This window comes from Methanothermus sociabilis (assembly GCF_055392295.1).
In genome coordinates, this window is sequence record NZ_AP042467.1 from 397,446 (window position 1) to 420,267 (window position 22,822).

Annotated in this window: 26 protein-coding genes; 12 read left to right on the forward strand and 14 right to left on the reverse strand. The window is 32.6% G+C overall.

Annotated elements, in window-relative coordinates; all coding sequences use genetic code 11:
• Window positions 1-4: 4 nt before the first annotated feature.
• The 3 genes from ACZ5LY_RS02145 to rnz are packed head-to-tail and all read right to left on the reverse strand — an operon-like array spanning window position 5 to window position 2,313.
• Window positions 5-583 carry a class E sortase gene (locus tag ACZ5LY_RS02145; RefSeq protein WP_464577793.1) on the reverse strand — a complete coding sequence of 193 codons (579 nt, stop codon included), beginning with the start codon at window positions 581-583 and terminating at the stop codon, window positions 5-7.
• Window positions 573-1,337, reverse strand: coding sequence for a mechanosensitive ion channel family protein (locus ACZ5LY_RS02150; RefSeq protein ID WP_013413822.1), 765 nt, complete (start codon window positions 1,335-1,337; stop codon window positions 573-575). Before ACZ5LY_RS02150 ends, ACZ5LY_RS02145 begins: the two co-directional genes overlap by 11 nt.
• The gene (rnz, locus tag ACZ5LY_RS02155) at window positions 1,330-2,313 is read right to left on the reverse strand and encodes a ribonuclease Z (protein WP_083790807.1); all 984 of its coding nucleotides are present in this window, start codon (window positions 2,311-2,313) and stop codon (window positions 1,330-1,332) included. The genes ACZ5LY_RS02150 and rnz overlap by 8 nt, the downstream gene beginning before the upstream one ends.
• Before the next feature lie 53 nt (window positions 2,314-2,366).
• On the opposite strand from rnz, the gene nadC reads away from it, so the two are divergent.
• The 6 genes from nadC to hdrB all read left to right on the forward strand — a co-directional run bounded on the left by nadC (window position 2,367) and on the right by hdrB (window position 5,490).
• Window positions 2,367-3,194: a carboxylating nicotinate-nucleotide diphosphorylase gene (nadC, locus tag ACZ5LY_RS02160; protein ID WP_464577794.1), complete on the forward strand. Its 828-nt coding sequence runs from the start codon at window positions 2,367-2,369 to the stop codon at window positions 3,192-3,194.
• Between the two features lie 89 nt (window positions 3,195-3,283).
• Complete coding sequence (locus ACZ5LY_RS02165) at window positions 3,284-3,421, forward strand: hypothetical protein (protein WP_464577795.1); 138 nt, start codon at window positions 3,284-3,286, stop codon at window positions 3,419-3,421.
• 44 nt (window positions 3,422-3,465) lie between these two features.
• Complete coding sequence (locus ACZ5LY_RS02170) at window positions 3,466-3,702, forward strand: hypothetical protein (RefSeq protein WP_464577796.1); 237 nt, start codon at window positions 3,466-3,468, stop codon at window positions 3,700-3,702.
• On the forward strand, window positions 3,699-3,917 hold the full coding sequence (locus ACZ5LY_RS02175; RefSeq protein WP_464577797.1) for a hypothetical protein: 219 nt from the start codon (window positions 3,699-3,701) through the stop codon (window positions 3,915-3,917). Before ACZ5LY_RS02170 ends, ACZ5LY_RS02175 begins: the two co-directional genes overlap by 4 nt.
• Before the next feature lie 80 nt (window positions 3,918-3,997).
• Window positions 3,998-4,555, forward strand: a complete 558-nt coding sequence (gene hdrC / locus ACZ5LY_RS02180; RefSeq protein ID WP_464577798.1) for a CoB--CoM heterodisulfide reductase subunit C — start codon at window positions 3,998-4,000, stop codon at window positions 4,553-4,555.
• Between the two features lie 14 nt (window positions 4,556-4,569).
• Complete coding sequence (gene hdrB, locus ACZ5LY_RS02185; protein ID WP_013413816.1) at window positions 4,570-5,490, forward strand: CoB--CoM heterodisulfide reductase subunit B; 921 nt, start codon at window positions 4,570-4,572, stop codon at window positions 5,488-5,490.
• Window positions 5,491-5,534: 44 nt separating this feature from the next.
• On the opposite strand, the gene ACZ5LY_RS02190 is transcribed toward hdrB, so the two are convergent.
• The 3 genes from ACZ5LY_RS02190 to ACZ5LY_RS02200 all read right to left on the reverse strand — a co-directional run bounded on the left by ACZ5LY_RS02190 (window position 5,535) and on the right by ACZ5LY_RS02200 (window position 7,914).
• The gene (locus ACZ5LY_RS02190; protein WP_464577799.1) at window positions 5,535-6,497 is read right to left on the reverse strand and encodes a hypothetical protein; all 963 of its coding nucleotides are present in this window, start codon (window positions 6,495-6,497) and stop codon (window positions 5,535-5,537) included.
• A gap of 69 nt (window positions 6,498-6,566) precedes the next feature.
• Window positions 6,567-7,445: an ATP phosphoribosyltransferase gene (hisG, locus tag ACZ5LY_RS02195; protein WP_013413814.1), complete on the reverse strand. Its 879-nt coding sequence runs from the start codon at window positions 7,443-7,445 to the stop codon at window positions 6,567-6,569.
• Window positions 7,446-7,461: 16 nt separating this feature from the next.
• Window positions 7,462-7,914, reverse strand: a complete 453-nt coding sequence (locus ACZ5LY_RS02200; protein WP_048060676.1) for a dCTP deaminase domain-containing protein — start codon at window positions 7,912-7,914, stop codon at window positions 7,462-7,464.
• Between the two features lie 126 nt (window positions 7,915-8,040).
• Between ACZ5LY_RS02200 and ACZ5LY_RS02205 the strand changes: the two genes are divergently transcribed.
• Window positions 8,041-8,220 carry a CooT family nickel-binding protein gene (locus ACZ5LY_RS02205; RefSeq protein ID WP_013413812.1) on the forward strand — a complete coding sequence of 60 codons (180 nt, stop codon included), beginning with the start codon at window positions 8,041-8,043 and terminating at the stop codon, window positions 8,218-8,220.
• A gap of 17 nt (window positions 8,221-8,237) precedes the next feature.
• Here ACZ5LY_RS02205 and mcrA read toward each other — a convergent pair whose 3' ends face one another.
• From mcrA to ACZ5LY_RS02245, 8 genes are all read right to left on the reverse strand, one after another.
• The gene (mcrA, locus tag ACZ5LY_RS02210) at window positions 8,238-9,902 is read right to left on the reverse strand and encodes a coenzyme-B sulfoethylthiotransferase subunit alpha (protein ID WP_013413811.1); all 1,665 of its coding nucleotides are present in this window, start codon (window positions 9,900-9,902) and stop codon (window positions 8,238-8,240) included.
• Window positions 9,895-10,698, reverse strand: coding sequence for a coenzyme-B sulfoethylthiotransferase subunit gamma (gene mcrG / locus ACZ5LY_RS02215; RefSeq protein WP_464577800.1), 804 nt, complete (start codon window positions 10,696-10,698; stop codon window positions 9,895-9,897). The genes mcrA and mcrG overlap by 8 nt, the downstream gene beginning before the upstream one ends.
• A 17-nt stretch (window positions 10,699-10,715) precedes the next feature.
• Window positions 10,716-11,213, reverse strand: coding sequence for a methyl-coenzyme M reductase operon protein D (gene mcrD, locus ACZ5LY_RS02220; protein WP_013413809.1), 498 nt, complete (start codon window positions 11,211-11,213; stop codon window positions 10,716-10,718).
• Between the two features lie 12 nt (window positions 11,214-11,225).
• Entirely contained in the window at window positions 11,226-12,557 is a 1,332-nt protein-coding gene (gene mcrB, locus ACZ5LY_RS02225; RefSeq protein WP_464577801.1) for a coenzyme-B sulfoethylthiotransferase subunit beta, read from the reverse strand.
• A 221-nt stretch (window positions 12,558-12,778) separates the two neighbouring features.
• On the reverse strand, window positions 12,779-14,017 hold the full coding sequence (locus tag ACZ5LY_RS02230; RefSeq protein ID WP_464577802.1) for a 4Fe-4S binding protein: 1,239 nt from the start codon (window positions 14,015-14,017) through the stop codon (window positions 12,779-12,781).
• Between the two features lie 65 nt (window positions 14,018-14,082).
• Window positions 14,083-15,501, reverse strand: a complete 1,419-nt coding sequence (locus tag ACZ5LY_RS02235; protein WP_464577803.1) for a Ni/Fe hydrogenase subunit alpha — start codon at window positions 15,499-15,501, stop codon at window positions 14,083-14,085.
• On the reverse strand, window positions 15,502-16,401 hold the full coding sequence (locus ACZ5LY_RS02240) for an NADH-quinone oxidoreductase subunit B family protein (protein WP_464578028.1): 900 nt from the start codon (window positions 16,399-16,401) through the stop codon (window positions 15,502-15,504).
• A gap of 42 nt (window positions 16,402-16,443) precedes the next feature.
• Window positions 16,444-16,866: a hydrogenase iron-sulfur subunit gene (locus tag ACZ5LY_RS02245; RefSeq protein WP_013413804.1), complete on the reverse strand. Its 423-nt coding sequence runs from the start codon at window positions 16,864-16,866 to the stop codon at window positions 16,444-16,446.
• A gap of 375 nt (window positions 16,867-17,241) precedes the next feature.
• Here ACZ5LY_RS02245 and ACZ5LY_RS02250 point away from each other — a divergent pair, with 375 nt between their 5' ends.
• From ACZ5LY_RS02250 to hmd, 5 genes are all read left to right on the forward strand, one after another.
• Window positions 17,242-18,264, forward strand: coding sequence for a molybdopterin oxidoreductase family protein (locus tag ACZ5LY_RS02250; protein ID WP_013413803.1), 1,023 nt, complete (start codon window positions 17,242-17,244; stop codon window positions 18,262-18,264).
• A gap of 15 nt (window positions 18,265-18,279) precedes the next feature.
• Window positions 18,280-19,422, forward strand: a complete 1,143-nt coding sequence (locus ACZ5LY_RS02255) for a Coenzyme F420 hydrogenase/dehydrogenase, beta subunit C-terminal domain (RefSeq protein WP_464577804.1) — start codon at window positions 18,280-18,282, stop codon at window positions 19,420-19,422.
• 11 nt (window positions 19,423-19,433) lie between these two features.
• Window positions 19,434-19,859: a hydrogenase iron-sulfur subunit gene (locus ACZ5LY_RS02260; protein WP_013413801.1), complete on the forward strand. Its 426-nt coding sequence runs from the start codon at window positions 19,434-19,436 to the stop codon at window positions 19,857-19,859.
• A 105-nt stretch (window positions 19,860-19,964) separates the two neighbouring features.
• Window positions 19,965-21,482: a 5,10-methenyltetrahydromethanopterin hydrogenase cofactor biosynthesis protein HmdC gene (gene hmdC / locus ACZ5LY_RS02265; protein ID WP_464577805.1), complete on the forward strand. Its 1,518-nt coding sequence runs from the start codon at window positions 19,965-19,967 to the stop codon at window positions 21,480-21,482.
• Window positions 21,483-21,747: 265 nt separating this feature from the next.
• Complete coding sequence (gene hmd, locus ACZ5LY_RS02270) at window positions 21,748-22,800, forward strand: 5,10-methenyltetrahydromethanopterin hydrogenase (RefSeq protein WP_464577806.1); 1,053 nt, start codon at window positions 21,748-21,750, stop codon at window positions 22,798-22,800.
• The last annotated feature ends 22 nt before the right edge of the window (window positions 22,801-22,822 follow it).

Below are 22,822 nucleotides of genomic sequence, written 5' to 3' on the forward strand. Positions count from 1 at the left end.
CCCCTTAATAACTTTTTATTAATATACAATGTGTTATCCATGCTGCATCTTTTCTTCCAGGAGGATAACATGTTATAAGCAATAAACGTGGTTTACCACCATGTTCAAATCTTATTGGATTATTTTTGTAATCCCATCTTATATCCTCACCATTTGAAACAACTACATAGATATATTTCCTTGAACGTGTATAATCATAAACTATAACTTCGTCTCCTGGTGACAACTCACCAATTCTTTTAAAAGGTCCAGAAAATAATGTCCTATGACCTAAAAGTGCACATTCTCCGTTTTCACCTAATCCTGCACTTTCTGGATAATGATACACAGTGTTATAATCATTTACCGATGTTTCTTTTATTAGACAATCTAGACCAATCTTTGGAATTACTAATCTTCCAATTACATTTCGTTGTGGTACAGCATATATACTAGGAGATGAAAGGCGCTGATTTCCATGTTCTTTAACAATTTCTTTATATTTTATAATTTTTTGATGATTTAAATAAGCTTTTAAAAAAATGAAGGAGGCGAAAATAAAAGATATAAATAAGATTAAAAAAGCATAGACTCTATAATTCATTTTGTCCACCTTTAACTTCATTAATTGTTTTTTTAACAATTTCTGCTAACAATGATTTATGGACGTCTATTTTAGAAGGATGTTTACTCCATACAACAATTCTATACTTTGTAGTGTCGTCTTTTACTTCTTCCACAAGAATTTTAGGTTTTGGATTATCTAAAGCCCATCCCATATTCTTTATTTCTTGTCTTAATTTTCTCTTTAATTCGTTAATTTTAATATTATTTGAAATTTCTATTGGTAATTCTATTCTTCTAACTCCTGCTTTTGTATAATTGATATATGCAGACTTTGAAAATAAAGAATTAGGCACAACAACAATTTCATTATTGGAAGTAAGTATTATTGTATTTCTAATTCCTAATTTTATAACCTTTCCTTTTTTATCTGTTATTTCTATTATGTCACCTACTTTAAAACTTTTATCTAAAAGTATAAACATTCCAGAAATAAAATTAGATAAAGTATCACGAGCTGCAAAACTTATTGCTACGCTTAATATACCTAAACTTAATATGATAGCAGTTATATCTATTCCAAATATCCTTAAAACAACTATTGCAGTAGCAAAATATATTCCATACTTTGTAATATCTAAAATTATATGAACTGCTGTAATGTCTAACTCCAGATCTTTTCCAGCCTTTCTTATGAAATGTGAGAAAAGTCTAACAAGGAAAACCGCAACAATTATGGTTAATAATGATAAAATACAATTTTTCAGTAATATTTCAAAGTTGATCTTAATCATTAAACTTCAACTCACTTCTTGGAATTGTTTCTTCATTTATTTCAAGTATTCTTCTTTTTATTTCTCTTATCTCTTTCCTTACTATTGTAATTGACATCAAATCCTCTGCAACTATTGATTTTTTAAATATTTTTTTTGCGTCATTTTCTATTTTTTTTGCTTCTCTATATCTTGTACTTAAGTGCGTTAACACAAGATACTTAACATTGGCTTCTTTAGCTATTTTAGCAGCGTCTTTTGCAGTTGAATGACCAGTTTCCAACGCTTTATTTTCTTTTCCAGCTTCAAATGTAGAATCATGAATTAATAGATCAGCATCTTTAGCAAATTCAATCATTTTTTCATGAGGAACTGTATCTCCAGAATATACAACTTTTATCCCCTTTCTAGGTTTTCCAAGTACTTCCTCAGGTTTTACGATTCTGTCTCCAACTTTTACAGGTATGCCTCTGTGCAATTTGCTGAATGCAGGTCCTGGTTTCACTCCTAATTTTATTGCTTTCTCTCTTAAAAACCGTGGTCTTTTTTTCTCTTCGATAGAATAGGAATAGTTTTCAGTAGTATGTTTTGTTTTAATACATTCTATTTTGTATTTTTCATTTTCAAATACTATTCCTTCATTTTTAATTTCCTTTACATTAATGTCAAAATCAATAGAAAATTCACCAAGTTTCATCATTGCTTCCTTTACTTCTTTAATACCTGGTGGTCCATATATAGTTAATGGTTTCTTTCTATTTCTAAAGCCCATAGATTGTATTAAACCAGGAATGCCTAAAATATGGTCTCCATGTAAATGTGAAATAAATATTCTTTTAACTTTCATTGGACTTACTTTTGCTATTGCCATTTGCCTCTGAGTACCTTCCCCACAATCAAATAAAAATATTTCTCCAAATCCTTTAATTGCTATACTTGCATGATTCCTATATTTGGAAGGTACTGCAGATGATGTTCCTAAAAATACAACTTCCATCATATATATATCTCCTCCAATGAAAATATCTCTAAAATATGATGATTGAATATTTGAAGAAATACATAATGGAAGATATTGGTGTCGAAGATATTACAACTAATTCAATTATCAAGAAAAATATGAAAGCTAGCGCAAAAATACTTGCAAGAGAGGAAGGAATAATAGCTGGTGTTAGGATAGCTGAAGAGATTTTCAAAGATTTTAATTTAGAATGTATAACTTATAAAGATGACGGTGAAAAAGTTGCTAAAGATGAATGTGTGATGCGTATTAAAGGAAATGCACGCAAGATTCTAACATTGGAAAGAAGCGTATTAAATATAATGATGAGAATGAGTGGCATTGCTACCATTACAAATAAAATTGTCAATAAAGTTAAAAGTGTAAACCCAAAAGTAATAGTTGCATGTACAAGAAAAACAACTCCAGGCATGCAATGGTTAGAAAAATTAGCAGTGAAAATAGGTGGTGGTGACACTCATAGATTCAGGTTGGATGATTGTGCAATGATAAAGGATAATCATTTAGCCTTGGTGGGATTGGAGAAGGCAATGAAAATGTTGAAGAAGAAAGTAAGTTTTACAAAAAAAATAGAAGTTGAAGTTGAAAACATAAATGATGCAATTTTAGCTGCCAAACTAGGGGCGGATATAATTCTTTTAGACAATATGTCTCCAAAAGAAATTAAAATGGTTATTAATGAATTAAAGAAAAGAAATCTAAGAAATAAAGTTATATTAGAGGCTTCCGGAAATATTAAACCAAACATAGTTCAGGATTATGCACGTACAGGTGTAGATGTAATTTCATTAGGATTTATAACACATTCAGCTCCAGCTTTAGATCTTAGTTTAGAAATTGAAAAAGATCTCTACTAAATTTTTTATTATTGCAGTATCATGTTTTACTTTTAAAATATTAAAAAAATTCATTAAAAAGAAAGATTAAACTAATTATGGTGACAAAGATGGTTAAGTTATCAAAGAAAATTATAGAAATGTTTAATAATGAATATTGTGATAAGAATAAACCCTTAATATGGGTTGCAACTACCGATAATGAGGGAAATCCACATCTGGCTCCAATTGCTTTTCTAAAGTTATAAATAAAAATAAGATACTAATTTCTATAAATTTTGCTAAAAAAACATTGGAAAATATAGAGAATGGTTCAAAAGTAGCTGTAGCTTCAGCAATTTACTATGATGGATATCTTGTGAAAGGACCTGCTTCAGTAATAAAAGAAGGAAAATATTTTGATGAAGTAAAAAGCATGGTAAAAGAAAGGTTTGGAGAAAAAATTAAACCACAAGCTGCAATATTAGTCGATGTAGAAGAAGTATATTCTCTAAAACCAAAACCAGGAAAAAAGAAAATAAAATTATGAAAATAGAAGAATTAGATGTTATTGAAAGTGTTTATGAATTAAAAATAGAGAATAGAGAAAGTTTAGAAAAAGAAATTTTAAAAAAGGTTAAAAAAGGCTATGATATATTGTTTCTCTGCACAATAGTTAACTCATGGATAGCCCAGAATTATAAACCTAATCTTAAAAAAATTGAGGTTCCACTAGATATCATCAAAAATTATAATAAAATTTAGTATAACCTAAATTTGTACACTAAAAAATTTTTAGTAATCTTTATATTTTGAGGCTTATCAGTCATTAATAGGTGATTATCATGACATTATTGAGGAAAAGGGAAGAAGAAGTTATAAGAGAAGATAGCATAGATAAAGAGTTTGCAGAAAAAATAAAAGAAGTTGGTGCAGATAGTGTTGAATATTGTTTCCAATGTGGAACATGTACTGGTTCATGTCCTTCAGGAAGAAGAACAGCTTACAAAGTTCGTCAAATTATAAGAAAATTAAACATGGGAATGAAAGAAGTACTTGCAGATCCAACACTTTGGATGTGTACAACTTGTTATACTTGTCAAGAAAGATGTCCAAGGCGAGTAAAAATTGTGGATGCAATTAAATTGGCAAGAAATGAGGCTGCTAAAGAAGGATATATGGCTGACAGTCATAGAGCTGTTGCATCATATGTTATAAAGACAGGGCATGCTGTTCCTATAGATGAAGCCACACAAAAATTAAGAGATGCTGTAGGCATTGGTAAAATACCTCCAACAACACATGAAGATAAGGAAGCTTTAAAAGAAGTCCAGGAGATTATAAAACAAACGAAATTTGATTCATTAGTTAAATTTAATTGGGAAAAAGGAGAATTAGAATAAAAAGGTGATAAAATATGAAGTTTGCATATTTCCTTGGATGTATAATGCCAAACAGGTATCCTGGTATAGAAAAAGCAACAAGAGTTGTTTGTGAAAAAATTGGAATTGAATTAGTTGACATGAAAGGAGCATCTTGTTGTCCAGCACCTGGTGTTTTTGGATCATTTGATAGAACTACCTGGGCAAGCATTGCAGCAAGGAACATAACTATTGCAGAAGAAATGGGTTTAGACATAATGACAGAGTGTAATGGATGTTTTGGATCATTATTTGAAGCAAATCATTTACTAAAAGAAGATAAAGAAATGAGAAATAAAGTTAATAACATTCTTTCAAATGTAAATAGAGAATTTAAAGGAAAAATTAAGGTAAGACATCTCGCTGAAATTTTATATAATGATGTGGGCCTCGATAAATTAAAAGAATTCATTGTGAATCCACTTGATGGTCTCAATGTTGCAGTGCATTATGGTTGTCACTTCTTAAAACCAAGCGATGAATTAGGCATTGATAATCCAGAAAATCCAAAAATACTAGACGAACTTGTTGAAATTACTGGTGCAAAATCAATAGATTACAAAGATAAGATGATGTGTTGTGGTGCTGGTGGTGGTGTAAGATCCAGAGATCTAGAAGTTGCTCTTGACTATACAAGAGAAAAAATAAACAATATGCTAGATGCAGGCGCTGATGTAATAGTGAATGTATGTCCATTCTGCCACTTACAATTCGATAGGGGTCAAATAGAGATAAAAGAAAAATTTGGAGAAGAGTATAACCTTCCAGTAATGCATTTAGCACAACTTTATGGAATTGCAATGGGACTTGACATTAAAGATATAGTGATAGATGCTCACCAAGTTAAAGTAGATCCAGTAATAAAGAAAATTGAGGAAGCATTTAAAGAACAAGACATTATTACTGGTGGAGAATAATTTTTTTCCTTTTTTTATTTTTTTTTAAAGAAAAAAATTAAGGCCTAAGGCCTAAAGAATTTTGCATATATGGCTCCAGTTGCTATTGCCAATGCACCAAGTAATAATGGAGCAAGTGGTGCACCTGTTTCTTTTGTTGGAACTGTTGTTTGTCCTGGATATGTTTTATTAGATATTGGTGCACGATATTGATATGCTTGTGTAACTTCTTTAAAAGCTCCAACAGTGGTTTTACTACCAGTCCATTTATAAGTGTATGTAAAACTCTTAGTCTCTTCAGGATAAAATTTAACATCCCAATATGCAATTTCTGAACCAGGCAATGATGATTTATCTATTAATGCAGGAGGATCACTACATACTAACTTTGAATTTATAGGTACTATAGGTGCTCTGATTATGCCACTTACAGCTTCATCAACCATGTTTTCAGCTTTAAAGAAAAATGTACCTCTCCATCCTACAATTTGTAAGTCTGGATTCAATGATTCTAATTCTTCTGGCATAAACCAACTTGTATAAAGACCTGGTTCACTAACAAGTGGCCAATATGCATTACTAGGAAGCATGCCCTCTGGTAAAATACAACTACCCTTTTCTCCAAAAGGGCCTTTAGCAGCTAGTACAAATGTAACTGTCTTTGTTTCTTTAGGGCCAATTCTCCACCCATAATCTCCTCCAAGGTCTGGATAACTTGTCCTAATCATTTTGTCTGCTTTTGGATAAGTATCAACAATTACCCATTTTATTTCCCCATTTAATCTACCTTCTGCTGTGTACCTTTGACTAATTTTGAAATAATATGGTCTGTTGGCATTATTTTTTACTGTTACTGTTACAATACAGGATAAACTATGTAGAAGCACATTGGGCTTGCCTTCAATCCATTTTTCTTTACCAACCCAAGCAGTTGTATTATTTTGTTGTGCATAATTAGTTTTAATGCAATACATTGAAAATCCTACTACCAATATAGCTAAAATAAAGTAAAATATTTTCTTTTTCATTTATATCACTCTTTTAATTTATAGACAAAGGTATTTGTTTTTTAGACCTTAATAAATTTTTTGCTAATATTAATCTAGTATTCTTTCTATTGGTACAATAAGTATGTCCCTTGCTCCTATTCTCTTTAATTCATTTACAACTCTGAATACTTCATCTTCATCAACAACCGCATGTACTGCAACCATATTATTATGCAAAACTTTTGAAACTGTGGGACCTGTCATTCCTGGTACAATTTTTTTTACTTCTTCCACTTTTTCTTCTTCGATGTTTAACATTATCAGTTTTTTGTTTTTTGCTTCAACAACGCCTTTCAAAGCCGTCCTTATCTCTTCAATTGTTTTATTTTTTTCTTTGTAACTTTCTTTATTTGCTATCAATCTAACAGAGCTTTCTAGAATAGTATCAATAACTTTTAGTCTATTCATTCTTAAAGTTGTACCAGTACTTGTTAAATCTACAATAAGATCTGCAACTCCTATTAATGGAGTTACTTCAGTTGATCCACTAACTTCAACAATTTTAACATCAATTCCTAATTTGTCAAAATATTCTTTAGTTAATTTAGGAAATTCTGTTGCAACTGTTAATCCGTTTTTCAGGTCTTTTTTTGATTTAATTTTTGAATTTTCAGGAGATGCTAACACTAATTTAGCTTCACCAAACTTTAAATCATCTAAAATTATAACATCACGATTTTTTTCTAAAATTAAATCAAGCCCTGTTATTCCTACATCTGCCGCTCCATCTGCTACAAATTCAGGTATATCAGCAGCACGTGTAAACATCACATCTATGTTTGGATGGTTTGTACGTGAAAATAATTTTCTTGTTCCAGTTTCTTGCATGAAAATTCCTGCATTATTTAATAAATCTATAGCTGGCTTGCTTATTCTTCCTTTAGATGGTAATGCAATTCTGACTTTTGAGTCTTCACGCTTTGTCAATTAAAAATCCTCCAATTTATTCAATTTGAAAATTCTGGTAATCACCATTGTATTTTCCAGATCCTTTAACCTTAACTAAAACAGCTTGTGCAAATCTTTCTCCTTTTTTTATCTTGTATATATATTCACCATGATTTACTATTAAAAAATACAACTTTCCTTCAAAACCAGGATCTCCAAGTGCTGTTCTGACATCTACAAAAGACCTAATAAGCGTTGAACGTGGAAAATATAACATTGCATAACCTCTTGGAATTTTTATTTTTTGAGTTTCAGCTAAATAAGCTTTACCAGGTTTCAATTCATATATTGGTCCTTCTATTTTATTTAATTTCGGTAAATTTTTTTCTTCATTTATTAAACTTGCAGCTGACTTCTGTTCATATAAATTTTTTAATCTTAGGTCAATCCCTGCTGGCTGTATATCTTTACTTCTAAAGATTTTCCTTAGCTCTTTTTCACCAATTATCATGAACTTTACACCTATGAATAATTTTTTGATAAGACAAATTTTCATAAAAATTAAAAAATTTTAAATATTTATTTAAGTGAACTATTTTTGAATAACTATAGTTAAATTTTTTAGGTGAATAAAATGTGTGAATCAAAAGTATATTTAAAAAATGGTGAATTACTAATGGATGACGTGATCTTGATAAAAGTAGATGGTGATGAAATTTACATGAAAGATATTTTGAATAGAGAAAACAAAATAAAAGGAAAAATTGTGGAGATTGACCTAGACAAACATGAAATTATTATAGAAAAAGAATAAAGAAAAAAAGAGAGGAATTATTTACTTGCAGGTATTATCAATGTTCTTTCACCGTCTGGCATGAATTCTCTTAATGCTCCTCTTGCAATTTCTTTTCTAGGCCATCTGAAGTCAAAGCTGAGATCGTTGTCTGCAAATGCAACCTTTATTAATGGATTGACAACGAAAGCATCCCCTCTTGCAGCATGTGGTGCTTGGGCTATACCTGCATATTCTGGTTGATGTCCAACATTCATTGCATAGTTTGGATAGTTAGGTCCACGTAATTCATGGACAAGGCCTTCATCACTTCTAATTGATAAGGAATTTGATGCTCCGCACTGATCTTGTAAATCATAACCATAAAATCCTAATCTTGAATGGCCTTCTTTATGTAATATCTGTGAAAGGTACCATGCATTGATTCCAGCATTTGAATTTCCAGTTGCAAATGCCGTTGAGCATCCTGCTGCTGCAGCAACGACTGCTGCTCTTTGTGAACCTCCAAAGTGATCCTCTAGAAGTGTTGGATATTCTTCATATTGTTCAAGACCATAAAGTGTAACTTCGGTTGCTATATCCTTAACAACTTCCATTGATGGTTTCACACCACAGAATCCATATTTGTCTTCTACATACTCTGCACCATAGTAAACAAAGTCATCTAAGATATCATCTGTATAGGTAGCACTTGCATATTGTGTGAATCCTACTCCTCCTGACATATAGGATCCTAACCATACCTGGTCATATAAAGTAGCTGCTGCACCTATAACCTCTAGAGAGATACGTGCAGGATCGTCACTAACTCTTGATGTTTGAATTATATCTGCAAACACTCCAAATGGAATTCCTCCAGGTTCATTAGGACCTCTAGCTCTTCTTGCTGGCAATATTGTACCCATTTCAATTACGTCTGCATGTTTAGCAGCGAATGAGAAATCTGCAATTGCAGCTTCACCAGCACATAATTTATATGCTGAAATAAAACTCATACCTATTTGCATTGCTGACCATCTTGAAACAGTTCCACCATCACAACATCTAACAACTATTGTTGGAACTCGATTAACTTGATATGTCCTATTACCTATGTATTTTTTAAGCATTTCTGCTTGTTCTTCGGGAAATTCTTTATTAATGTCTATAAGTACTCTTTTATCAAGTTCATCAGCTAACTCGTCATTCCCTGTGAATATTTTTGCATAACAATCGTCTACAAGTCCTGGATGTACTTCCACCATATGTTCTTGAACAACTGCTCCACCTGGTAATGCATGATTAATTGTTTCCATATATTCATTGATAGTCTCTGGTGTAACTTCTACACCAAGTCTTTTTTCGAGAACTGCATGAGCAGTATCCATTCCAACAATTACAGTTCTCTTTATATCATCTACCATCTGTTGAATTGCAGCATTATTTACAAAGTGTAAATCATCTCCTTCAACATATGCATCTGTACCTGAAATTCTATATGCCATCAATTTTCTTTGTCCAAGAGGTACTCCTATATCTGGATTATAAAATGGAATTCCTCGCTTTTTCGCAAGTTTTTTTGCATATTCAACAAATTCTCTTTTTCTTTCAGATTGTTTCCATCCTCCAAAACAATAAAATGTTGTTTTCTTTTCTTCTGGAGATTCGCCTTTAAATTTTTTCTCTAATGCCTCTAAAAATAATTTTTTATTTTTCTTATTCATTAGCACCACCTAATCTTTTATTTAAATCTTTTTTAAATACTTCCATGCCGAATCCGCCAATGGTTCTTGCTTCATGGATCTTATTTACAACTTCCAGTAACTCTTCATCTTCTCTCATTCCAATATTGTCTTTTCTGTAAATCGTTGTTATTTCTTTAAGTTCATCTTCAGGTAAGGGTTCTCCCATATCAACAGGTTGATCTAAGGGTCTTCCAACTTGATCTTTGACATAAACGACATGACCTGAATCTTCATCATAAATATATCTTTGCAATGCATCAAACATCAGACCATTTTCATCAAGCCTTAAAGAATGTCCATGCACTGTTGCTCCTCTTATTCCACATCTTGCTGGATCAAAAATTTCTGTTTCTAAAAGGATTTTTGAAACCTTTTCAAGGTCTAACTCCCTCATCTCAATAACTTGTCTTCCTGACAATGTTCCAGTGTCCACACCTCTGAATCTCCACATGTATGTCCTAGCTCTGTCATAAGGTTGTGCAGGAGCATTATACATAGAGTCAGCAAATTGTATATATCTAATTCTTGTACCTTGTTTTGCACCTTCTATTGGCTCAACAATGTCCTTCATGGGATCTTCTTCAAAATCCATTTCTTCTAATGGAGGATGTACAGTTTTAAAGCTTTCACCTGGTGATCTATGTCCTAATACTCTTACAATGTCTTCATCAGCAATTTCACGCAATTTTTTTAATTCATAATTGGGATTCATGTGTTTTCTTCTATTTTCAGCTATTTTGGTTTCTCCAGGATTGAATTGAGGTTCATATGCCATTGTTTAATCCTCCTAGATTATTTTATTAATTTTACATTTTCTTTGACCTTTGAATTTGGATCTACAAGACCTATATATCTTGGATCTAATTTTTTCTCAAATTTTGGACCATATTTCATCCAATCAGTAACAGTCACATCTCTCTTTGTATATGTACCAACCCACATTTGGTATGAGCAAGGTAAGTTTTCATCCATAATCTTTTCAATTTTGCCAATATTTTCATCCATTTTATCATCACAAAGTACTCCAACAATTATCTCCCCAACCTTAACTTTTAACTCTACTTCTTCTCCCTTAACTTTTATGACTTGTCTATCTTTATGATTAACTTTTATTCCTTTTGCAGGTCCGTATGGTATTTCTTTAGGTATTGAAGGCCCATGAACCAAAACTCTAACTATTCCATCCAAATCATAAATTTTGTTTAGAATTGTTTCCACAGTTTGTGGATTTAGTAGTCTATAAGGAACAACTTTTACATCAATAAATTCTACTTTTTCCATTTTTTCCATTATAAAAACACCTCAGATTTTATTTTTAATTTTTGCAGCCCCTTCAGCTACATATTTAATTGGTTCTCTGAAATAGTCTATTTCACTATAAACTTGTCCAACGAGTCCTGAAGTTCTTTCAGGTGAAAACATTTGTGTTCCAGCATCTAAAGACATTGCAGCGGCAACACAAGGCAATGCAAATCCTTTACTATGCCTTGTCACAACATGGTTTCCATGGAATATTCCAGGTCCTCCACCACCATAGATTGAGTGACTGAAGAATGAGAAACCTACAGCTGTACCTTCTGCCCTTCCAAAATCAACGCCAGGCAGGCCAGTTTCATATTCTAAAATATCATTGTAGTAAAGAACTGTTGATGCTACACCCTGAGCTGCCCTTGCAGCGCCTATATTAACTATTGTGGCTGCTAATAATCCAGCTGCAGCATATGCATTCCATAATACCCAATCAATAGGTTCATAAACTCTAAAGCCTGATGGCATTTCTTTGCTTACTTTTATTACTTTATCTTCTATGGCTCTTTCAACAAGAGAAGCTATTACAGTTCCAACAGTTCCTTTTTTATTTTCTTTAACTAAATCATATACCAAATTATCAGCGTTTAAGCCTTGATATGCTAGACCAAGTAAATGCAATCTTTCAAATGCTCCAACAGCGTCCCCAGTTTCAAACATTGCAGTTTGTTCTAATATTGATGATAGTGCAACTGCATTTAATGTATTTTTCTTTGTAGTTGCAACTATGTGATTTGTTAAAATATTTCTTAATCCATATCCAAGACCTTCTAGAAGTACAGGAGGACTTAACATTGCTGCAACATTTGCACCAGTGAAATCTACAGTTTGTGGATATCGTCCGAGCACAGCTGTTTTTACAGTACTTGCATCAAACATGTCTACATCAAATGTATCTATTATTGCTTGAATTGTTGCAGCGCCTGCAACCAATGTGGAAACGGTGTAATCTGCAGCTCTTTCAATTCTTATGGTTGGAACTTGTACAAGTAATTGTTGCCCATTATTTATCATTTTAACGTTTGTGTCATCGTTTTCATCAACTTGAACCATTTTTTTAATTTTTTCTGCGATTATCTCAGCATTTTCTACAATGTCTAAATCTAATTCCCTACCAGGAATAAAATTAGCTTTTCCACCTAATGCTGCTTTTTTAAGACTGTTTTCTATACCTGCTAAATTAACAGCCACTGATCTTTTTACATCGTTAACAATTTTCCCAATAGTTGGATTTTTTAGAGGACTTATTGCTTCTAATGGTACGTTTTCATCTAACAATTTTCCGTTAGCATCGTACAAATCTATTTTGTCTTCATAAATTGCCATTTTGTCACCTCATATTTTTATGTAATTTTTTATTAATAATAAAATTTTTGGCTAACATCATAATTTAAAATCACAAATATATTCATCAGCATCCAGATGTTTTTTGAAGCTATGTTAAAAACTGTTTATATCCTTTACTAAAAAAATAAAAAAGAAAATGTTAAATAAATCATAAATAACAAATAATTAGTAATAATCATGGAGAAAAAGAAAAAATAAAATTATTTTAGAAGGAGAGCATTGAACCTACATGCATCAATACATTTCTCACATAAAATACAGAATCCTTTCACTGGTAATTTTTCGTCATCAGTTAACTTCAATATTCCATAAGGACAAACATCAACACAATTTCCACACTTATCACATAAAGATGGATTGTACTGTATTCTATTCCTCTTAACAGTTTCTCCATTGACTTTTTTACTGACTTCAACAAGTTTTAATGCTCCTGTTGGACACACTGTTGTACATGCACCACAAGTTGTACAAATAGTATATGATTCCTTTTCATCCACCTTTTTAAGTCCTGGGAATACACGTCCTTTTGGACTTACAACGCGTATAGCCTCATTTGGACAATTTAGTGCACATCTACCACAGAATTTACAATTTTCGTCATTGTACACAATTCCTTCCTCTGTTACTGGTTTAGCTGGTCCTAATTTTACTTCCAATTCAATTGCATCTGTTGGACATAATTTTTCACAAAGACCACATGCTGGACAAATCTCTGGTAATGAAACTGTCAAATCTGATTTTGGTTCTATAAATCCTCCCGGGCATATTTCTACACAAGTATTACATCCAATACACTTCTCTTTATCAAGTGTAAAATTCTCGATAGTTCTGGAACGTTTTTGAGGTTTTTTTCCAGATATATAAACGGAATTCCATGGACATGTTTGTGCACAAATACCACATTTGATACATTTTTCTTCATCAATCTCAATGCTTTCTCCATATTTTGGTAAAGTAATAGCATTAACTGGACACTCAGGTACACATAATCCACAACCAACACAATCTACAATATATATGGGCTTATCAATTTTGATCTCTACTCTAGAAGGTTCCTTAACACCTTCTATCCCTATTACTTCAATTGGGCAAACATTGACACATTGTTGGCATAAAACACAAAACCCCTCTAGAGGAACTCTACTTGCTTTTCCATCATTAACAAGTTTTAGAATACCAGGTGGACATACTTTTACACATTCTCCACATTTATCACATTTTTCTGGACTATAAGTTATTTTCTTTTTTTTGATTCCTCCTTCTAAAGTAATATCTTCATATCGTAATGCGTCATTGGGGCATGCTTCAACGCATTTTGGTTCTCCTCCACACATATCACAATATATAACATCTTCTGGCTTCACACTAATTGCACCTGTAGGACAGACTCCCTGACAGGCGCCACATCTAATACAATCTTCTTTATTGATAACTATCATGAGACCACCACAGTGATTGTAGTATGATATATCCACAGTAGATGATTACTCACATATAAATATTATCATAGTCTCTTTACAACATTGCCCTCACTGTCAAGAACCTCCAATGTAAATAATTTTACTTTTCCATCTACTGTGTGTGTAGCACAAGATAGACATGGATCATAAGCCCTGATTACCATCTCCATTAAATTGTAGATTTTATCATCTACGTCTACACCTGGTTTTATATGTTCCTTTGCAACTTTTTGTATTCCCATCTCCATAGCAGGATTATTTTGCACTGTAGCTACAATCAAATTAGCTTTGGTTATAATACCATTTTTGTCGCATGCATAGTGGTGAATTAGAGTTCCTCTAGGAGCCTCTACGATACCTACACCTTCACCTTCTTGTCTTTCAAGTTTTCCGTGGATTTTTTTGCCTGATAAATCTTCTTCAAGAGCACTGGCCATGCATTCTGCCGCTGCTAACATTTCTATTAATCTTGCCCAGTGGTAAAGTAAAGGTTGTTGTGCATATCCAAATTTATTTCTAAATTCTTTGAAATATTCTTGGGCTTTTGGAGCAGCGTCTGGCATCTTGTCAGCTACGTTAAGTCTTGAAAGTGGTGAAACTCTGTATACGCCATCAGGATATCCTAATTCTTTGAGATATGGGAATTTAAGCCAGGAATATGGTTTTACATGTTCAGCAATGTATTTTGTATATTCATCTGGTCCAAATTCTGCAAAATTTTCTCCATTTTTATCTTTTACCCTCACAACTCCATCATATACATCCCATGTACCATTCTTCACTAAACCCATATGGTAAGTTTCTATTGTTCCTAATGATTCCACAAGATCCATATTATCTTCAAATATAGGAATTGCTAATTCAAGTGTTGACTCTGCAATTTCTACATTCCTTTTAGCCTTCTTTAATAATTTTTCCTGAGTTTCTTTGTCCAGTTCTGTAGTGATTCCTCCTGGTATAAAACTAACTGGGTGGATAGCTCTGCCACCTGTTGCAGCTACAATGTCCTGTGCATTTTTTCGTAATTCTATAGCCTGTTTTGCAACATCTGGAGAATCTTGTATTATTTTAAATATATTTCTAGTTTCTCTGTCTTTACCGCCTATAAAATCAGGTGCGGCCAAGAAATAGAAATGTAAACCATGTGAATGAACATATGAGGCCCAATTCATTATTTCTCTCATCTTGTATGCAGTCTCAGGAATATCTTCTGGTTCAAATCCAAAGCATGCATCAACAGCTTTTGCACTAGCTAAATGGTGTTGGACCTGACATATACCACATATTCTAGGAACTATTCTTGGAGCTTCTTCTATCCTCCTACCTTGCAAGAATTTTTCAAATCCTCTAAATTCCATCACATGAAATCTGGTATCTTTAACATTTCCTTCTTCATCTAACTGTACAGTAATTTTTGCATGGCCTTCAATACGAGTGACGGGTTCAAGTACAAGTTTTTCCATTTATTTCCCTCCTTTATGGACTCTCATAGGAATTAAAGATGCTGGTAATGTGTAGGTGTAGAAAGTTCCTACAATATCATCAAGTTGTTCAGCAACTTTTTCAGGATCTACAGTTTTATCTTTTTCAACTCCGAAATCTGAAGCAATCGCACTTATCATTTTTGCACCCTGATCTTCAACTGCTTTAGTTGGGCCATAACAACCTTGACATGGTATACCTACTTTAGGACATTGTGCACCACATATTGAAGTTGTTGCAGGCCCCATGCAAACAAGTCCTTGTGCTATTAAACATAAATCTTTTTCAGGTTCGCCAATCTCAAATTGTCTTTTTATGAAGTCCATTGCTAATCCTTCAGGAGGTTTTTCTCTTTCACATTCTTCACATAGATTTGTTGTAGGTAACTCCACCTTTTCACCATTTAAAGCTTTCATCAATACTTCAGCAGCGAAGTCAGATTTAGGTGGACAGCCAGGGATCTCCAAATCTACATCAACTACTTCACTTATTGGTTTTACTCTTTCTTCTAAATGTGGAACTTCTTCGGAAGGTATTACTTCATCAGGGTTTGGAGTACTGGGTGAATTTATATAAGCCTCTTCTATCACTTTCTCTTTTCTCCATAGATTTCTTAGACCAGGTATGCCGCCATAGACAGCACATGTACCATAAGCAACTAAAATATCAGATTTCTCCCTTAACAATTCTGCAAATTCTCTATTTTCATCGTTTGCTATTCCGCCCTCAATTATTACAACATCTAAATCAGGTATTTCGTCGTACTTTACATCCATTAATACAGGAGAAAATTTAATATCAGCAACTTCTAGGAGATCTAATAATTTTTCGTGAAAATCTGTTATTGAGATATGACATCCAGAGCATCCACATAACCACATAGTTCCTATTTTAACCTTTTTTTCTGCCAATTTTAACCCTCCTTAGCTTTCAGAAATTTGTTTTTTTAAATTTAAAGGTCCAAGTTCTTTTATTCTCTCGACCATCATCTTTACAGTTTCTGCAAATTTTTCACCTTCTGATGCTGAAATCCAATCATGATACACTCTTTCTCTTCCAATTCCAATTTCATCCAACAATTTATACACGAGCCTCATTCTTCTATCTAGTTTGTAATTTCCTGCATCGTAATGACAATCTCCAAGATGACATCCAGTAACAAGCACTCCGTCAGCTCCTTCTCTAAATGCTTTTAGTATAAACTGTGGTTCTACTCTCCCTGAACACATAACCCTAATTATCCTCACATTTGGGGGATATTGCATTCTTGCAGTGCCTGCAGTGTCAGCGCCTCCGTATGAGCACCAATTACAACAAAACATTACAATTTTTGGTTCAAATGCCATACTTATTCCTCCCAAAACTAATGTTTTAGCTTAATATTTAGATCTAAAGCATTACATATAAACTTTACTCGTAAATCAAAAGAGAAAGGCTTATATTTGTGAATACTAATTTATCATTTTGTAATAACCGTTAAGATTTTTTAAAATAAATTTAATACTGATATGATAATAATTCCATAAGTTTTAGTTATTAATACCAAAAATAACTCGTTTTTAGATTCCGAAAATTATATATATTAGTGATACCATTCACAATTTTTTTAAGAAATTAATAAAATGATATGTTGTTGTGTGAACAATGATCAATACAGATTGCGGAATCCAAGGAAAAAATGAGTTTCTTTTATCGAATTAAAAGGTTATGAGGTGTTATATATGGAAAAATTCATTGTAGAACACACAATTTGCCCATCCTGTGGAGTAGGTTGTGGTTTAAATATAATATGTATTGATGGAGTACCAAAAGGCATCTACCCTTACAAAAGACATCCAATAAATGAAGGAAAAAATTGTAAAAATGGAAGAGATTCATACAAAATTGTAGAGAACAGAATTAAGCATCCAAAAACTAAAAAATCTGAGATATCTTGGGACGACGCATTTAATCTATTATCTGAAAAAATAAATGAAAAAGACAAAATAGGAATTTTAGCATCTGGTAGATTAAGTAATGAAGAAGCTGAAACATTGAAAAAATTATCTGAAAAAATAGATGCAAAAGCAGGATTTTATACATATAACATACCTAAGCAGGAATATCCCTCAATTAATATAAAAGACATAGAGAATTATAAAAAAATTATACTTATTGGAGACATTTTAAACGAAAATCCTTTATTAGGCCGTCGTGTTTTACATGCGCAAGATAATGGCGCTGAAATAATCTACATTGGAGAAAAAAGTAGAACGATGTTTAATGCAGATAAACATGGTAAATCTTTAGAAGAATTAGAAAAGTTTGAGTGCAATGATTCCTGCTTAATACTTTTCAATAAACTTGAAAACGAAAATGATATTAAAAAAATTGTAAATTCTGGCGCTGATTTTTCACCAGTTTTTAAAGAATGTAATGCAAGAGGCGTGATGGAATTCATTGATCCATTAACTGATGAACAATTAAAAAAATTTATAGAAGAAATTGAATTACTTTGGGTAATGCATGCAGATCCTCTAGAATTGGAATGTTTAGAATCTATTGATGTTGATTTTCTTGTCGTACAGACAGTTGAAAAAAATAAAACTTCTGAAGTTGCAGACCTTGTACTTCCTACTTCTTGTTGGTTAGAAAAAAATGGAACTTTTACAAATAGCTTTGGATATACTCAAAAATTTTCAAAAATTATTGAAAAACCAGAAACAGTTTTAGATGATGAAGAGATCATGAAAAAATTTATTTAGAAGGGGTTGTTTGAAATGACAAAATATTATTTGGCAAGGGCAAAAGATAATGAAATTAGAAAAGCTGGAGAATGCGGTGGGGCTGTAACTGCATTATTCAAATATCTTCTAGAAAATGAAATTGTTGATGGTGTTCTAGGATTAAGGAAGGGAAAGGACATCTATGATGGAATACCTACTCTCATTACAGATCCAAAAGAGCTTACAAAAATTAGTGGTTCTTTACATTGTGCACCAACAATGTTTGCAGATTTAATTTCAAAATATTTACAAGACTTGAAATTAGCAGTTTCTGTAAAGCCCTGTGATGCAATGGCAATAAAAGAATTACAGAAAAGAAAGCAAATAGAAAATGAATTGTATTTAATTGGACTAAATTGTGGAGGAACATTGAGACCAATTCCTGCAAGAGAAATGATAAAACTATTTTATAAAGTTGACCCCGACGATGTGATAAAAGAAGAAATTGCTAGAGGTAAATTTATAATAGAATTAAAGGATGGTTCACACAAAGAAATAAGCATAGATGATCTCGAAGAGAAAGGATATGGAAGAAGAGACATGTGTCAGAGATGCGAAATGATGATTCCAAGAAATGCTGATGTAGCATGTGGAAATTGGGGTGCGGAGGAAGGTTGGACATTTATAGAGGTTGTAACAGAAAAAGGTAAAAAACTTGTTGAAAATGCGATCAACGATGGTTTTATTGAGGTAAAATCACCAAGTGATAAAGCAATTACCATAAGATCAAAAATTGAAAAATCAATGATAAAAATGGCCAAAAATTTCAAAGAAAAATACTTAGACAAAGAATATCCAAAATTAGAAGATTGGGAAAAATATTTCAAGAGATGTATAAAATGTTATGCATGCAGGGATGTTTGTCCTATCTGTTTCTGTGAGGAATGTGAATTAGAAAAAGAATGGTATAAAGAACCTGAAAATGTTCCACCAAATCCACTTACTTTTCATGGAATTCGTCTATGGCATATGGGCTTTAGTTGTATAAATTGTGGACAATGTGAAGATGTTTGTCCTATGGATATTCCAGTTGCAAGGTTGTTCCATAAAATTCAAGAAAAATATCGTAAAGAAACAGGTTTTGTTCCTGGTGTAGATGAAGAATTACCTCCAATGTATAGTCCAGAAAAAATATGAAGGTGGTGTAAATGGCATTTGAACCAAAAATTGTTGGATTTTGTTGTAATTGGTGTACTTATGGAGGGGCAGATGCAGCAGGTACTGCAAGAATGCAATATCCCCCAAATGTAAGGATAATTAGGGTTATGTGTTCAGGGAGAATAAATCCATCACATGTGTTGAAGGCATTTAGAGAAGGAGCTGATGGTGTATTTGTTGGTGGATGTCATCTTGGAGATTGCCATTATGACTCAGGAAATTACAAATGGCGTAGAAGAGCAGAATTATTAAAAATGATTTTACCAGAGCTAGGGATCGAAAAAGAAAGATTTAAATATGAATGGATTTCAGCATCAGAAGGTGAAAAATTCCAAAAAACTATAACAGAATTTACAGAAACTTTGAAAGAATTAGGGCCCATTAAAAAAACAGTTAATTTTTTAAATTTTAAATAATTCTTTTATTCTTTTTCTTTTTTTGATTCTTTTTTTATTAGATAAATTATATCTCTACTAATTCTCATAAATTTTTTATACAAGCGTAAGAAAGGGATGATGCTAATGCATGATATAGTTAAAGAAGCTGTAAATAATTTAGATGCTGCCTGGGAATTAGCAAAAATGAAAAAAACTCCTGAAGAGATAGTAGACGCCGTTTCTGATCTCAGTAGAGAAGAAACAATGCAACTTGGGAAAAATTTTAAAAGATTTCCAATAGGTTGTGATCTCACCGAAATATTGGTAGGTGCATGCGCATCAGATATTAAAAAAATAGATCTTTTAGGCAATTGTATTGTTGCAGACATGCTGGGAGCATCTATTCATGTTTGTGCATATGCTTTTGCAGACATTGCTGAGAATTATGGCATGCGTGGTGTAGATCTCGTAAAAGAAGTAAGAGAATTGGTAGATGTTCCACTAGATATAGATCATTTTGGTAAATATGGACCAATGAGATTTCCCAGTGATATAACTAGATGTTGGGGTCAATGTTATTATGAGGGCCCACCTTTTAAGGAATGTCCTCGAGGTAGAATTCATAAAAGATTGTTAGAAAAAGAAAAGAAAGGTATAAAAGAAAGAGATGAATGGATAAAACTTGCATCTTCAGTTGCAATTAATTTAATATCTGTTCAAGGTGGAGAAGCTCATGCAGCTCCATTAGATGAAGCTATAGAAGTTGCTAAACTTACTAAAAAATATGGAAGAGGCCTTGAAGCCATCATGTGCGTCGGAGATGGTTATGAAGACTTAATAAAAGCTTTTGAAGCAGCATTGGAAATAGGAGTGGATGTATTTGTAATTGAGGGAGGTCCATTTAATCAAGCGAAAGATAGGTTGGATGCATTTGCTAGAGCAATTACATGTGCAAGAATATTAGCTCCAGGAAAAGTTGTTGGTACCAATGGTGCGTATGAAGACGAATGTCGCATTGGTTTAAGATCTGGATTAAATGCAATAATTACTGGATTCCCGAAAAATCATCACGGATACATGTGTGGTTATTCTCCTGGAACTGCCAGAAGAGGTAATTTTGGAATGCCACGAGTAATAAAGATAATTAAAGAAGAAGTTAAAAATGGACTTACAAGAGCGCCTATCCAAAAAGACGAATTGATTGCCCTTACAAAATCCGTCAAAGTAATTGGGAAAGAGAATATTTATCCAAATAAAATAGGATATACAACAGTTGGAGATGCTCACTGGGTTTGCGTCTCATTGACACCTCTATATGAAAAACTTCATGTGAATAAAACTGTTGATGATATAGTTAAAATGGCAGAAAATGGTTTGATAGGTGAAAAAGTTGCATTATTAGGTGGAAGATTCATTGCTTGGGTTTTAGCAAAGAAATTAGATAAGTATGTAGATCAAATTTTAATTAGTGATGCAGACCCATGGGTTGAAAAAATAACTGTAGAAAATTTAAGGTCTGAAATTAAAGCAGATGTGCATAGGGCTCATTCTAATGATAAAGAAGCCTATAATGAATCTGATGCTACAATAATTTCTTCAACAATTCCTGGAGTAGTCAGAAAATTAACTAAAAAATTGCCAGAAAGTGTTGCATTAATCTAAAAAATTTAATTTTAGGCTTTTTTGAATTTCATCAACTACTCTTTTATATAAAACTTTTTCGATTTTTTTTAAGTGGAAAAGTATATATTAAAATTTTGGGGAAGTAATATTACGGCAACACTTTTGTTTTATACTGAAGCACGGAGAATTTCGGAATGTTGATGAGGGGTCATTTGGACCCTGATAGCTTATTGAGTTGTGAATTTGTAAATACAAGGCTCCTTGCTTATGCAAGGGGCAATTCAATTAAGAGTGAGGTGTTGAAATGGAAATAAAAAAAGTTGCAATATTAGGAGCCGGATGTTATAGAACACATGCCGCAAGTGGAATAACAAATTTTGCAAGAGCTTGTGAAGTTGCAGAAGAAGTTGGAAAACCTGAAATTGCTCTGACACATTCTACTATAACTATGGGAGCAGAATTAATGGAACTATGTGGTATCAAAGACATAGTTATATCAGACCCTGTATTTGACAATGAATTTACAGTAATCGATGATTTTGACCCTGAAGAAGTTATAGAAGCTCATAAAGATGATCCTGAAAAAATAATGCCTAAAATTAGGGAAAAGGTAAATGAAGTAGCAAAAGAAGTACCAAAACCACCTAAAGGTGCAATACATTTTGTACATCCTGAAGATCTTGGATTTGAAGTTACAACAGATGATGTTGAAGCAGTAGAAGATGCAGATTTTGTAATGACATGGTTACCAAAAGGAAATGTTCAAGAGAAGATAATTCCAAAATTTGCAGACAGCATTAAAGATGGTGCAATAGTAACTCACGCATGTACTATACCAACAACTAAATTTTACAAAATATTTGAAGAATGCTGTGGTAGCGATATGGTAACTCCACGAAAAGCAGCAGGATTAAATATTACTTCATATCACCCAGGTGCAGTGCCTGAAATGAAAGGTCAAGTTTTTATAGCAGAAGGATATGCACATGAAGAGGCTATTAAAACACTTTATGATATAGCCAAAAAAGCTCGTGGAAAGGCATTTAAACTACCTGCAGAATTGTTAGGTCCTGTATGTGACATGTGTTCAGCATTGACTGCTATAACCTATGCAGGAATATTATCATACAGAAATTCCGTAATGAATATCTTAGGAGCACCTGCAGATTTTGCACAAATGATGGCAAAAGAATCTCTTGAACAATTAACAAACCTTATGGAGAAAGTTGGAATAGATAAAATGGAAGAAAAATTAGATCCTAAGGCATTGCTTGGAACTGCAGACTCCATGAATTTCGGTGATTTATCAGAAATTCTACCTACTGTATTTAAATACTTAGAAAAAGAAAAGAAATAAATAACTCCTTTTCCTTTTTTAT

Excerpts from the sequence above, each read along its gene's own strand:
- ACZ5LY_RS02145 (WP_464577793.1), bottom strand. The coding sequence starts at position 583 with ATGAATTATAGAGTCTATGCTTTTTTAATCTTATTTATATCTTTTATT.
- ACZ5LY_RS02150 (WP_013413822.1), bottom strand. The coding sequence starts at position 1,337 with ATGATTAAGATCAACTTTGAAATATTACTGAAAAATTGTATTTTATCA.
- rnz (WP_083790807.1), bottom strand. The coding sequence starts at position 2,313 with ATGGAAGTTGTATTTTTAGGAACATCATCTGCAGTACCTTCCAAATAT.
- ACZ5LY_RS02165 (WP_464577795.1), top strand. The coding sequence starts at position 3,284 with ATGGTTAAGTTATCAAAGAAAATTATAGAAATGTTTAATAATGAATAT.
- ACZ5LY_RS02175 (WP_464577797.1), top strand. The coding sequence starts at position 3,699 with ATGAAAATAGAAGAATTAGATGTTATTGAAAGTGTTTATGAATTAAAA.
- hdrC (WP_464577798.1), top strand. The coding sequence starts at position 3,998 with ATGACATTATTGAGGAAAAGGGAAGAAGAAGTTATAAGAGAAGATAGC.
- hdrB (WP_013413816.1), top strand. The coding sequence starts at position 4,570 with ATGAAGTTTGCATATTTCCTTGGATGTATAATGCCAAACAGGTATCCT.
- ACZ5LY_RS02190 (WP_464577799.1), bottom strand. The coding sequence starts at position 6,497 with ATGAAAAAGAAAATATTTTACTTTATTTTAGCTATATTGGTAGTAGGA.
- ACZ5LY_RS02205 (WP_013413812.1), top strand. The coding sequence starts at position 8,041 with ATGTGTGAATCAAAAGTATATTTAAAAAATGGTGAATTACTAATGGAT.
- mcrA (WP_013413811.1), bottom strand. The coding sequence starts at position 9,902 with ATGAATAAGAAAAATAAAAAATTATTTTTAGAGGCATTAGAGAAAAAA.
- mcrG (WP_464577800.1), bottom strand. The coding sequence starts at position 10,698 with ATGGCATATGAACCTCAATTCAATCCTGGAGAAACCAAAATAGCTGAA.
- mcrD (WP_013413809.1), bottom strand. The coding sequence starts at position 11,213 with ATGGAAAAAATGGAAAAAGTAGAATTTATTGATGTAAAAGTTGTTCCT.
- mcrB (WP_464577801.1), bottom strand. The coding sequence starts at position 12,557 with ATGGCAATTTATGAAGACAAAATAGATTTGTACGATGCTAACGGAAAA.
- ACZ5LY_RS02230 (WP_464577802.1), bottom strand. The coding sequence starts at position 14,017 with ATGATAGTTATCAATAAAGAAGATTGTATTAGATGTGGCGCCTGTCAG.
- ACZ5LY_RS02235 (WP_464577803.1), bottom strand. The coding sequence starts at position 15,501 with ATGGAAAAACTTGTACTTGAACCCGTCACTCGTATTGAAGGCCATGCA.
- ACZ5LY_RS02240 (WP_464578028.1), bottom strand. The coding sequence starts at position 16,401 with ATGTGGTTATGTGGATGCTCTGGATGTCATATCTCAATAACAGATTTT.
- ACZ5LY_RS02245 (WP_013413804.1), bottom strand. The coding sequence starts at position 16,866 with ATGGCATTTGAACCAAAAATTGTAATGTTTTGTTGTAATTGGTGCTCA.
- ACZ5LY_RS02250 (WP_013413803.1), top strand. The coding sequence starts at position 17,242 with ATGGAAAAATTCATTGTAGAACACACAATTTGCCCATCCTGTGGAGTA.
- ACZ5LY_RS02255 (WP_464577804.1), top strand. The coding sequence starts at position 18,280 with ATGACAAAATATTATTTGGCAAGGGCAAAAGATAATGAAATTAGAAAA.
- ACZ5LY_RS02260 (WP_013413801.1), top strand. The coding sequence starts at position 19,434 with ATGGCATTTGAACCAAAAATTGTTGGATTTTGTTGTAATTGGTGTACT.
- hmdC (WP_464577805.1), top strand. The coding sequence starts at position 19,965 with ATGCATGATATAGTTAAAGAAGCTGTAAATAATTTAGATGCTGCCTGG.
- hmd (WP_464577806.1), top strand. The coding sequence starts at position 21,748 with ATGGAAATAAAAAAAGTTGCAATATTAGGAGCCGGATGTTATAGAACA.